Source organism: Bacillus sp. TE8-1 (assembly GCF_008368855.1).
In the GTDB taxonomy this organism is placed as follows: Bacteria; Bacillota; Bacilli; order Bacillales; family Bacillaceae_G; genus Bacillus_A; species Bacillus_A cereus.
Genome location: NZ_QPET01000046.1, coordinates 1 through 11,836, shown reverse-complemented (window position 1 = coordinate 11,836; position 11,836 = coordinate 1). Strand labels below are relative to the sequence as shown.

Here is an 11,836-nt window from a genome sequence, read left to right as displayed (position 1 = left end):
TGCTCCTGTTATTCCGGTCGGCCCCGTTATTCCAGTCGGCCCTGTTGCTCCTGTTGGAATATAAATTGGTGGAAGAATCGGAAATGTAGGTCCAATATTTTCTGGGCCTATCATCCCCTTATTCAATGATAAATTGTCATTGCGTTTCAATTTAATACCTCATTCCACATGTTTTTTAATTCATACACATCATTATGACCCTATCATTAAAGAATAACTTTATAACTATTCTCTTTTTTCTTCCCAAAGAATTATTACATATATTAAACATTTTACCGTTGCTATAACCGCTTTAATTAATATAATAAATTAATCATTCTATTTAAAAAGTACTAAATCTATTACATTCTTATTTAAAAAGATGAGGTGATTTATATTCAAGATAATAATGAAATTAGAAAAAAAGAAATAATGTCAATGGCCCTTGACATTATTTTCCCTTACAGGCTTACTGGACCTACGGGGCCTACTGGAAGTACTGGGCCTACCGGAAGTACTGGGCCTACCGGTAGTACTGGGTCTATCGTTACAACAAACTCTATGTTCGCTAATAATACATCAGGTGGTCCTGTTTCAGTCATATTAGGAGGAACAAACATTCCACTTTCAAATAACCAAAGTCTTGGTAATTTTACAGTTAACGCTTCAAATGACGTATTTACAATTCCTGTAACTGGAAGATATCATTTAACCTATCAAGTTAATACGACAACCGCTCTACTTGCTGGAACTAGACTACTATTAAACGCTTCTACGCCAATTCCTGGCTCTATTTTTTCTCCCGCTTTATCAACTTCAAATTATAGTAATAATTTAATTACTAATTTAAATGCTGGTAATACAATTTCACTACAATTATTTGGTATATTATCTGTCGTGAATTTAGTTGGAGGTGGATCAACAGGTGCCTCTCTTACAATTATACGAATTGATTAAAAAATGATTCATTCTTTTTATAATAAACAATCTAAATACTCAATTGATAAATATTACGATAGTGATTACGTAATAAAAATAAATTGTACTATATCCATAGTAGAAAACATCTATACTAAATTTTCCGTATATATATTATCAATTTACACTTCCCCTATGTCGGTGTTACATTAAAGATGAAGATCGTTTCTTCTTTACAGACCATCTCAATATGTATTTGAGGAACATCTCCAATCCTATACGCGAGAGCAATACTATATTGACACTCAATTGAGTGTCTTTTTTTATATTCAAAAAATAAAACCATCTCTTATAGATGGTTTTAACAATACACATTTACTCTTTATATTATTGCCAGCTTATAAAGCTGGATAATAAATAGTCATACTTAACCGCGTTAATGTTCTTCCTGAATTAGTATAAGTATGCGGTCTATCCGCCTTAAAGCGAATTGAGTCTCCATTATTTAACGTATATTGACAATCGTTTATGTCAATTGTCAATTTCCCTTCAAATACCGTTATAAACTCTTCTGTTCCTTCTTTATGCGCTTCTGAACTTAATTTCCCTTCTGTATCAATTTCAACCATATAGATTTCAAAATTCCTATTATCTTGGAAAGGAAATGAGGGATACACCTTATATCTCCCATTGTCTTCAGACAATACTTGAACATCATTTCGTAAAACTACTTTCGTATCAGGCTGTGGATTATTAATTAAAGAGGTAAATGATACTTTCAAACCATTAGCAATTTTCCATATTGTTGTTAGTGTCGGGCTTGAATCTCCTCTTTCTATCTGTCCAATCATTGTTTTACTTACACCTGTTAATTGAGAGACCTTTTCTAAACTTAATTTTTCTTTTTCACGTATTGATTTTAAATTTTTTGCCAGAATAAGTTGAATTTCTTCCATAAAAAACACTCCTACACTGTATACAATATAACGACCGTTATGTATAATAAAAAGCACACGTTATACTGTTCTTTTTGGTCATTATAACATACAAAAAATTAGGAGGTTTTGAAATGCCTATATTTTCTTTTTTGTTATTTGTATTTATAAGTAGCTTCACACCTGGTCCTAACAATTTCTTAGCTATGACATACGCAAATCAACACGGATTAAAGAGAAGCATAAACTTTTGTTTTGGAGTAGCATTCGGTTTTTTCATCCTCACTTCTTTATGCAGTTTCTTTAATATTGTATTAATTAATATTATCCCTATAATTGAATTTCCTTTAAAAATTTTAGGTATCGCGTATATGCTATATTTAGCCTTTAAAATAATTACTAGTAAAGGCGGTGCCGGTCACAATGAAAAAAATAATAAAAACTTATTTACAGTGGGTATTTTCCTTCAATTTATTAACCCTAAAGGAATATTATTCGGACTCACAGTAGTCTCTACTTTTATACTCCCTTACTACAATTCATATTCAAGTTTTCTACTTTTCTCATTATTTCTAGGTATAGTCGGTTTACTGAGTACATTTAGTTGGAGCCTTTTTGGTTCCATGTTCCAAAAACTTTTATTAAAACATAATCAATTATTTAACATCATTATGGCTGTTTTATTAGTTTTCAGTGCCGTTTCAATCGTTATACACTAATTCGATGCTCATTTTAGATTTTGTACTTTTTAATACCACTCTTTATCATTCAGACTACTTTACATACTAATCCATCCACATACCCTATGTGGTTTAAAACTTTTAAGAGGAAACCTTCTAACAATAGGTTTCCTTCCATATCATATTAAATAAGAAGCAGGTTAAATACGGAGGTGATTTTGATTAAGACTACTTTAATTTCTCATTTTTACAATGAAGAATATTTACTTCCGTGGTGGTTAATGCACCATACAAAGCTATTTGATCATGGCATTCTTATTAACCGTGGATCCACTGATCGTTCAGTTGAAATCTGTAAAACATTCGCTCCTAATTGGGAAATACGAAACTCAAAATCATTCGAATTTGATGCTTATTTAGTTGATCAAGAAGTTATGGAAATTGAAAGAGAAATTACAGGCTGGAAAATGGTATTGAATACGACAGAATTCCTGTGCTGTTATAATAAAGAACAATTTTTCAAATCACTTAACACTATGGGCGGCAATATGTTTTCAATAAGAATGATTATGATGATTGATGAACCGACTCATGGCTACACTAATCCAAGATATAGCTCTCCGCTTGTTAAACAACGTTATCACGGCATAATAATTCAACCTAATCCAAACCAACTATATCTTAACGGTAGATTAATTCACAATAATTCGCACGGGAACTATAGAGTCGGGAGACATGGTTCGCATTATCCTTATAGCATTTACATGGAACCTGCTTTTATTTTTAAATTTTTTTATAGTCCATGGAACGATGCAATGAAAAAACGAAAATTACAAATTGGGCCGACTCTTTCTCAACATAGTGTACGACGCGGATTAGGTTCTCATCACTTAACAACAATTGAAAAATTAGAAAAAAAATACAAATACTATGCAACCTTAACTACGGATCTCCGGTTATTCCCAGAATACCAAATTATATTTCCTGATCTTTGTCCTTAATGTCATGAATATTTAGTTTCGACATCCATCCGTTTTTTATTAACGTACCAACTCCAACTAAATACTTTTCTCTAGTAGAAATCTGAGCTAGAACTCTTGCTGCACGGAAATTCCTCTTATTTAATCTCGTATCACTAGCCTATAATCTTTCATACCATTTCATTAAGCACTTGATGTTGGATCAGAAATAAAAAATGGTAGTTCATTTGGAAAATTTTCAATTTCAGATTTTATACCTTCTAAAACAAAGAATTCAAACAATAGAACCTAAACTAAGATTTTAAGTTATGGCTTTATTTTTTTCTTATTATTCACTTTAAAATCTTTTTATAATAATATTGAAAAATACGATATAATATAAATTACTGTTCTTTAGGAGGATCACAATGGCTGATAAGTATAAATTTTTTATTCTCATTGTTACCGCATTTTTTTCATTCTTTTCTTTAATAAAAGATTTCCGCAACACTTCAAAAAGTTTCTTTTGGGGTAGTTTTATCATTCTTACAAGCTTCATGATACTATTAATACATGCTCTAGATTTAACTCAAATACTTTTTTATCCAAAGCAAATTGCGCTTGAATTTATTACAATACCACGTAAATTATTTCTACCATCTGTCACTGAGGCCGCCAGTTTCCCTCCAACACTAAGATAATAATTTGATTAAGAGCTCTTTCTAAAAGAGCTCTCTTTTTTAACATAAACATACCATATACAAAATCCAACCTTAACCACTTAATTACTTATAAGAACCTAACTTATAAAAATGCATAATAATTATACTTATTTACTAGTATACAAGCCGTATCTCTTAGTAGAAGCACAGCATAATATACGATACAGGACAAAACTTTCAAAAAACTTGTCTAAGTTAATTCTCAAAAAGGGGTGAATATAAATGCCTATCGTTAAACCTTTTATAGCTGGAAGACGATTTGTCAGTACAGCCGCAACAGGAACTGCTGCTGGAGCAGATTTAACTTTTGCTAACACAGACTTCACTGATGACACTGGTGCTGTAACAACATTCCCTGCTTCTTATGCCTTTTTAACACTTTATATTAATGGTGTTATTCAAACAGGTGATACTATTACTGGTGTGACTACTACAGCTGCTACTATTGTAGGAGGAGCAGTCCTAGATGGAGGCACTCCTATCGCAATTGAATTTACTATAACGTAAATTTAGTTGTCTTTTTAGAGGTTTCATTAAAAGAAACCTCTAATTTTAAAAATTCACATCAATTTTAGTAGCAACTACATAATACAGTGCAAATACTAGATAGAATGATAGAAATTTATACTCACTCTCAAAAAGAGCACTTATCTGTAGTGATCTTTTTGAGAGTGCAATAATTTTGCGCCTATTTGCTCTTGGAGAACCTACTAAGCAGTTAGCTAACTGCTTTTTCCATATAGTATTTATTATTATTCATAGCTTTATCCGTAATAGTAATGCTTGTGCACTATCTACTATAAATTTTCATATATTGTATTATGCTTGTCCAAAATGTGAAGTTAATACTCACGAAATCTAAATACAAGAAAGGAGTGAAAATATGCGCTCATCCATTCGTAAATTCGCTAATTTTAATTGTGAAGCACAAGCACCTAGTACACTACCTGCCCTAGGTTTTGCCTTCAATGCTACTTCACCTCAATTTGCAACATTATTTACACCACTACTATTACCTAGTACAGGCCCAAATCCTAATATTACTGTCCCTGTAATCAATGATACAATTAGTACTGGAACTGGTATTAAAATTCAGGTAGCTGGTATTTATCAAATTAGCTATACATTAACGATTAGCCTTGATAACGTTCCATTAGCCCCGGAAGCAGCACGCTTTTTCTTGACATTAAATTCATCGACTAATGTTATTGCAGGATCCGGAACCGCAGTCCGTTCTAATATTATCGGAACTGGTGAAGTCGATGTATCAAGTGGTGTCATTCTAATTAACTTAAACCCTGGTGATTTAATTCAAATTGTCCCCGTTGAAGTAATAGGTACAGTAGATATTCGTTCTGCAGCGTTAACAGTTGCGCAAATTCGTTAATAAAGTGAAACTTTAATCAGCCCTCACCAATCGGACTTTACGGGCAGTCCAGCCCCCGCCTAACTTCTTTGCTTCTGCTGAATTTTGAGGTGGGGGTCTTACTACCCGGCAAATAGCAGGATAAAAACAAAAGACTTGGCTAATTAACATTTATTGTTCCTTATACACAATATCTTTTTATAGATTTGACACACATTTATATTAAACAAGCATATTTTATTGTATGACTATATAGTCATACAAATCTAAAGCGTTCATAAAAGCACACTTATATGTGTGCTTTATTTTTCATTAAAACCTACAACATTCTCACACAATATCCATATATTATCTTGATTCCTCTCTAAATATATGGTTTGTCTCAGAGCGCTTTTAACAGCGTTCTTTTTATTTAAATTCCAATTTATAAGGTTCGATTTTATGATTTACGTTATACACATGCTACGCTACTTTTGAAACAAGGTATACATCCAAAGACTATAAGTGAACACTTCAGTTATAAAGATATGTTCATAACATTAAATCGTTATTCACATGTTTTTCCTAGCATACAGGGGATGCTTTTAAAATATATAGTGAAAGACCATTTGAATAGTAATATTTACAAATATAAAAATACGGTTTCTCCTCTCAAGAGAAACCGCAACATATCAATGCTTTTACTATATTTTAAACTGGCTCGTATACAAATCAAAATAAAACCCTTTATCTTCCATGAGAGATTCATGATCCCCTCTTTCTAAAATTCCCCCATCCTTTATAACAAGGATTTGATCTGCTTTTTCAATTGTTTTAAGTCGGTGAGCGATCACAAAACTTGTGCGACCTCTCATTAAATTATTTAGTCCTGCTTGTATTTGTAATTCTGTTCTTGTGTCAATATTAGATGTCGCTTCATCGAGAATTAATATATCTGCATCTGCTAAAATTGCTCGTGCAATCGCAAGAAGTTGTTTTTGTCCTTGACTTAAATTCGATCCTTCTGAAGCAATTTCTGTTTCATATTGATTTGGCAAATGCTTAATAAAAGAATGTGCAGATGCTGCCTTAGCTGCAGTGATAACTTCTTCATCAGTAGCATCTAAGCGTCCATAACGGATATTATCCATAATTGAACCAGCAAATAAATACGTATCCTGTAAAACTACTCCAATTTTACTTCGTAAAGAATTAATATCATAATCTTTTATATCTTTTCCATCAATATGAATTTGTCCTTGCTGTATATCGTAAAAGCGAGTTAACAAATTAATGATTGTTGTTTTCCCTGATCCAGTCGGACCAACTAAAGCAATTGTCTCTCCTGGCTGCGCTTTAAGACTCACTTCTTTTAAAATTGTTTTATTTTCTGCGTAGCCAAATGAAACATTCTCAAGTGCAACATGCCCTTGTAAATTTTGTACAACAAATGCGTCTTTTTTATTTTGAATTTCTGGTACCTCATCCATAATCTCAAAAACACGTTCTCCACCAGCAACTGCCGCTTGAATTGTATTCATTAAAGTCGCAAATTGACTTAGCGGTCTTGAGAATTGACGAGAATAATTAATAAAAGCCGCAATAACTCCTACTGTTGTCATTCCGTTTAAGACCATAACTGATCCAGTCCCAATGACAAGCCCCATACCTAAGTTATTAATAAAGTTCATACTTGGAAAAATAAAAGCTGAAAATGTATCAGCCTTCGTAGCTGAAACTCTTAGCTGTTCATTAATTTTATTGAAATTTTGGACAGTTTCTTTTTCTTTTCCATACAACGTTGTAACATCCGCACCTGTAATTGCTTCCTCAATAAATCCATTTAATTCACCTAAATCTTTTTGACGCTTCGCAAAGTTTTTACCACTATATGCAACTAGTTTTTTTGTAACGTAAAACATAATAGGTACTGTAATTAAAGTTACAATTGCTAAAATCCAATTTAAAGCGAACATCGCAATCGTTACACCTATAAAAGTTAACGCTGATGAAATAATTTGTACAACACTTTGTGTCAAAGCTTGATTCAAATTATCTATATCATTTGTCACACGGCTCATTAAATCACCTTGGGAACGCACATCAAAGAACCGTAAAGAAAGCGTTTGGATTTTCTCAAAAATATCTTGTCGTATTTTTTGAATTGTTTTTAATGCAACGTTAATCATGACAAATGTTTGTAACCATGTTAAAAGTACAGTTACACCGTAAATCGCGATAAGTAACATACACATTCTTGCTGTACCACTTAAATCTTTCGGTACAATATATTGATCTATAATGACCCCCATAAAATAGGGACCTAATAATCCAAGTAAAGTAGTAACAACGACTAGAAATATAACAAACATAAGAGCAGCTTTTTGGTAGCCCATATAGTTCCATATCCGCATTACAGTTCCTTGAGCATTTTTAGCTTTCCCCATCTTTGGCGTGTTTCGTCCACCTTTATTAGCAAATTGCCCTTGAAAATTACGCATGTTCTTCCCCACCTTCTTTATGCAAATTACCACCTTGGGAAAGATAAATTTCCTGATAAACCTCACTTTGTTCTAATAATTGTTCATGTGTACCATTGCCAACTAATTCACCATTATCTAATACAAGTATTTTATCCGCATCCATTATGGAAGAAATTTTGGACGCAATTAATAAAGTCGTTGTGCCTTTATATTTTGTTTTTAAAGCTGTTTGAATAGTAGCCTCTGATTTCGCATCAACTGCTGATGTAGAATCATCTAATATGAGAATCGGCGGTTTTCTCACAAGTGCCCTTGCAATTGATACACGTTGTTTTTGTCCACCTGATAGATTTGTCGCACCTTGTGTTAAATTATATTGATAAGATTCTTCCAGCTTATTGATAAACTCAGTCGCACAAGCTGATGCAGCTGCTACTTCCAGCTCATCATGTGTTGCATCTTCTTTACCATAACGTAAATTCTCTTCTATACTACCTGAGAACAACAATGCCTTCTGAGGTACAAACCCTATTGAAGCACGGAGTTTTTGCAAATCATATGTTTTAACATTTATTCCATCTATACATATTTCACCTTGATCCACATCATATAGACGTGGTAACAGTTTCGCTAAGGTAGATTTACCACTTCCAGTTGATCCAATAATCCCTACTTTTTCACCTTTTTGTATGCTAAACGAAATATCTTTTAAAACGTATTCATTATTTTTCGTATAGCTATAACTAACATTTTTAAATTCGATATTCCCCTCGATTTTCTCAGGTTCGATCGCATTCGCTTCGCTTATAATATCAACCTCGGTATTTAACACTTGCTGTACACGCTCCGCAGATGGAAAAGCTCGCGCAATTTGAATAAATACCATGCTAATCGACATAAGTGACATTAAAATGATATTCAAGTAATTAATAAATGCCAAAATCGCTCCTACTTGAAGCGTTCCATTGAATACTTTTTCTCCACCAATCCATAATGTTGCGACAATCCCGCCACTTACAACTAGCATAATGATTGGCATCATTAAAGAAATAAGTTGCACAGCTCGAATATTTATCTTCGTTAAATTTGTATTTACATTTCCAAATTGAGCGATTTCGTATTTTTGTCTTACATACGCTTTTATAACACGCACACCAGATAAATTTTCTTGTAACTTTGTATTCACTTTGTCCAATGCCTCTTGCACCTTTTTAAATGTACCACTTGCTTTACTTGCAATTAAAATAATCGCAAGTAATAAAATCGGAACAACTACAAGTAATATTGGAAATAACTCTCGCGCTGTTACAAAAACAATAATTATACTTCCGATAAATAACAGTGGACCACGAACCAGAACACGTAATGTCATCGTCATTGCCGATTGAATAGAAGTGATATCATTTGTTACGATCGTTAATAATTTACCTGTTCCAAATGAGTCCCGATTATTACTAGAAAATGTTTCTATTTTCGCAAACACATCTTTTCGTATGTCTGTAGCGAAATTAACAGCTGCTTTTGTAGAATACATCATACACCCAAGCCCTCCAACTAAACCGAGTGCTGCTGCTCCTATCATAAGAAGCCCCATTTTTATTACATAATTTAAATCCCGATTTGCAATCCCAACATCAATGATATGTTGCATAATAGTCGGTTGAATTAAGTCCATCGCAACCTCAAGTACCATAAATAGCGGCCCAATAATAGCGAAGAACATGTATGGTTTTAAATACTGTAATAACTTACGAAATGATTTCATACATAATCTCCTTTTCCCATGAAATTACCACTGAATAATTCATATCCCTCCTTATTTAAGCGATATATTTTGTAATTTCTTCATTACTTCTATTATATTATGTAAATTAATATTTAACATTATTAAATGATAAGTATTAATGACTTTCTGGTCAATAAATGTGCTTTATATTATGTAAATACAAAAACCGCATTCTTAATGAAAAGAATACGGTTTTTCATCTATATTTCTTCAATTGTAAAATTTAAAAACTCAGTCTCAAATCCCTTATTTTTAGAAGGACTACACGTGTAAAAACCTATTTTAATAGGCTCATTCCCTATATCCTCCATTAAATGAGCGATTCTTATTTGTTCCCATTGATGGCTCTTTTTCACATATATTATATAATCACCGCGTTTTCGAATAATTCGAAAACAAAGTTGTTGCTTAGCTGCTTCAGTTGGATAATCTTGCGTTGACCAGTCAGAATATCCATTATTCGTTACGACAGCACCTAAGTGAGATGGCCCTTCAGGGATATATTCTAAAGATGTTTTTAGCCAACAGTTCTCCGAAATCATAACAAAAAGACCTGCTTGATCGAATTTTGAATTTGGATTCATACGTAACTGAACTTCAGCTTGAAAGTCTGTCATCATCTCATTATAAAATACATGACCATTCATTACTTCAAAACCATAATGTGTTTTAAGCCAAAAATCGGTTTCTGCTTTCGAACGGACAATAAACGCATGATTATCATTAATCTTATAGTACTCAGGTACATTCATTATAGTGAGTTGCTCAATACGTTCTGGTATATACGATATATTCATAGCTCCTCCATAATAAAGCATTTATATAGTCATTTAAAACTCCGCTAATACTGGGAATTTATAACCTTTAAAATCTAACTCTTTATCACCTCGAACCATTAAATACTTGCTAGACTGTAATTCTGTAAACTGTACATCCTCAACCCCTAATTGATCCGGAGAAAAATAAAATTCGATTTCCGTAAACCTTTCATTGATTTCTCCACATAATTCATCTAAAACCGGAAGTACTGGCGCAAATACTCCAAATAATTTCAACTTTTCATTGTCTACTTCATAAACGATTAGAGCATCTAGTTTCTCTGAATAATACAATTTCTCATTCCATTCCGAATCATACATATTCAAATAAAATGAAGGATGGAAGTTTAAAGTTGAAAAACTATTTGAAAGTCTTTGGCTACTATCAATAGTTTCATGTATTAACTGTCTATTCTCTATATTATAGAAATCTAACTTTTTAAGTAGTGAATCGTTATTATTAATATTTTTATCATATGGTATAGTCATCAAATATTCCTGCACAACTTTAAACCCAAATGCTGTATATAGTTCAGGTTTTTCTGTAAACAATAATGCACAGTCACATTTCTTATCAATTTCTTCTATCATTTTACCCATTAATTGTGTCATTAGCCCTTGTCTACGGAAATTAGGGTGTGTCATTACTGATTGAATACCCGCTGCATTTATTTTTTCACCATTAATTAATAATGGGAGTGAAAATGCCGCAACATTTGCAATCACTTTATCTTCTTGTAAAAACGATAAAGCTTTATATGTATCATCCCAATATCCTTTATCCGAAAAATCATTCAATGTTTGAGTTTTAATTCCAAACACTTCTTCAAATAAAGGAAATAACTGCTCTCTTTTCGGTTCTTCTATTAGAAGACTTGCCAATTTTTCAACATTCCCCATGTTGTACCTCCAAATATTAAATTCCATTAAATTAGATATACTTATATGACCTACTCTTAAAAATAGAGGTCTTACCAATCAATATACTATCATAAAACATAAAAAAAAAGTCTAATTAATTTTATGTTTTGACTATTTGAAAATAAGTCGAATAAAACAATATTAAGATTTCTGGTTATTTATTAGTTTATTATTTAAAAATAGCGCTTTCTAATTAGCTTTTACTAAAAGAAATACAATATTATGAATCAATAATTTTTTTTCTTTAATCATTTTAAGCCTTTCCTTCGTATTAATTCCTTCTCCATTTA

Annotated in this window: 12 protein-coding genes; 6 read left to right on the top strand and 6 right to left on the bottom strand. The window is 32.2% G+C overall.

The annotated features are described in order from the left end of the window. Positions 1-150, bottom strand: a 150-nt coding sequence (locus tag DN404_RS29310; RefSeq protein ID WP_141402285.1) for an exosporium leader peptide-containing protein, incomplete at its 3' end; no start/stop codon positions are given. A gap of 216 nt (positions 151-366) precedes the next feature. On the opposite strand from DN404_RS29310, the gene DN404_RS29305 reads away from it, so the two are divergent. Continuing rightward, the gene (locus DN404_RS29305; protein WP_149215807.1) at positions 367-936 is read left to right on the top strand and encodes a BclA C-terminal domain-containing protein; all 570 of its coding nucleotides are present in this window, start codon (positions 367-369) and stop codon (positions 934-936) included. A gap of 359 nt (positions 937-1,295) precedes the next feature. On the opposite strand, the gene DN404_RS29300 is transcribed toward DN404_RS29305, so the two are convergent. Beyond that, entirely contained in the window at positions 1,296-1,910 is a 615-nt protein-coding gene (locus tag DN404_RS29300; RefSeq protein WP_113732221.1) for a helix-turn-helix domain-containing protein, read from the bottom strand. Positions 1,911-1,966: 56 nt separating this feature from the next. Between DN404_RS29300 and DN404_RS29295 the strand changes: the two genes are divergently transcribed. The 5 genes from DN404_RS29295 (at position 1,967) to exsF (ending at position 5,580) form a co-directional block, all read left to right on the top strand. Beyond that, a complete protein-coding gene (locus tag DN404_RS29295) occupies positions 1,967-2,551 on the top strand; it encodes a LysE family transporter (RefSeq protein ID WP_149215806.1) in 585 nt (194 codons plus the stop codon). A gap of 179 nt (positions 2,552-2,730) precedes the next feature. Further along, entirely contained in the window at positions 2,731-3,513 is a 783-nt protein-coding gene (locus tag DN404_RS29290; protein WP_000598280.1) for a glycosyltransferase family 2 protein, read from the top strand. A gap of 386 nt (positions 3,514-3,899) precedes the next feature. After that, entirely contained in the window at positions 3,900-4,172 is a 273-nt protein-coding gene (locus DN404_RS29285; RefSeq protein ID WP_000774115.1) for a hypothetical protein, read from the top strand. A 243-nt stretch (positions 4,173-4,415) separates the two neighbouring features. Continuing rightward, a complete protein-coding gene (locus DN404_RS29280; protein ID WP_001123247.1) occupies positions 4,416-4,700 on the top strand; it encodes a DUF4183 domain-containing protein in 285 nt (94 codons plus the stop codon). Between the two features lie 376 nt (positions 4,701-5,076). After that, entirely contained in the window at positions 5,077-5,580 is a 504-nt protein-coding gene (exsF, locus tag DN404_RS29275; RefSeq protein WP_001257876.1) for an exosporium protein ExsF, read from the top strand. Between the two features lie 662 nt (positions 5,581-6,242). Here the strand turns inward: exsF and DN404_RS29265 are convergent. The 4 genes from DN404_RS29265 to DN404_RS29250 all read right to left on the bottom strand — a co-directional run bounded on the left by DN404_RS29265 (position 6,243) and on the right by DN404_RS29250 (position 11,525). Beyond that, entirely contained in the window at positions 6,243-8,039 is a 1,797-nt protein-coding gene (locus DN404_RS29265; protein ID WP_149215805.1) for an ABC transporter ATP-binding protein, read from the bottom strand. Then, positions 8,032-9,786 (bottom strand): ABC transporter ATP-binding protein, encoded by a 1,755-nt coding sequence (locus DN404_RS29260; RefSeq protein WP_016122491.1) that lies wholly within the window; start codon positions 9,784-9,786, stop codon positions 8,032-8,034. Before DN404_RS29260 ends, DN404_RS29265 begins: the two co-directional genes overlap by 8 nt. A gap of 221 nt (positions 9,787-10,007) precedes the next feature. After that, a complete protein-coding gene (locus tag DN404_RS29255) occupies positions 10,008-10,604 on the bottom strand; it encodes a DUF1349 domain-containing protein (protein WP_149215804.1) in 597 nt (198 codons plus the stop codon). Between the two features lie 33 nt (positions 10,605-10,637). Then, positions 10,638-11,525 carry a GNAT family N-acetyltransferase gene (locus DN404_RS29250; RefSeq protein ID WP_000528663.1) on the bottom strand — a complete coding sequence of 296 codons (888 nt, stop codon included), beginning with the start codon at positions 11,523-11,525 and terminating at the stop codon, positions 10,638-10,640. Positions 11,526-11,836 lie beyond the last annotated feature (311 nt).

What these genes read in the sequence shown, in the direction of transcription:
- DN404_RS29295 (WP_149215806.1), top strand. Translation starts at nt 1,967, where the DNA reads ATGCCTATATTTTCTTTTTTGTTATTTGTATTTATAAGTAGCTTCACA.
- DN404_RS29285 (WP_000774115.1), top strand. Translation starts at nt 3,900, where the DNA reads ATGGCTGATAAGTATAAATTTTTTATTCTCATTGTTACCGCATTTTTT.
- DN404_RS29280 (WP_001123247.1), top strand. Translation starts at nt 4,416, where the DNA reads ATGCCTATCGTTAAACCTTTTATAGCTGGAAGACGATTTGTCAGTACA.
- exsF (WP_001257876.1), top strand. Translation starts at nt 5,077, where the DNA reads ATGCGCTCATCCATTCGTAAATTCGCTAATTTTAATTGTGAAGCACAA.
- DN404_RS29265 (WP_149215805.1), bottom strand. Translation starts at nt 8,039, where the DNA reads ATGCGTAATTTTCAAGGGCAATTTGCTAATAAAGGTGGACGAAACACG.
- DN404_RS29260 (WP_016122491.1), bottom strand. Translation starts at nt 9,786, where the DNA reads ATGAAATCATTTCGTAAGTTATTACAGTATTTAAAACCATACATGTTC.
- DN404_RS29255 (WP_149215804.1), bottom strand. Translation starts at nt 10,604, where the DNA reads ATGAATATATCGTATATACCAGAACGTATTGAGCAACTCACTATAATG.
- DN404_RS29250 (WP_000528663.1), bottom strand. Translation starts at nt 11,525, where the DNA reads ATGGGGAATGTTGAAAAATTGGCAAGTCTTCTAATAGAAGAACCGAAA.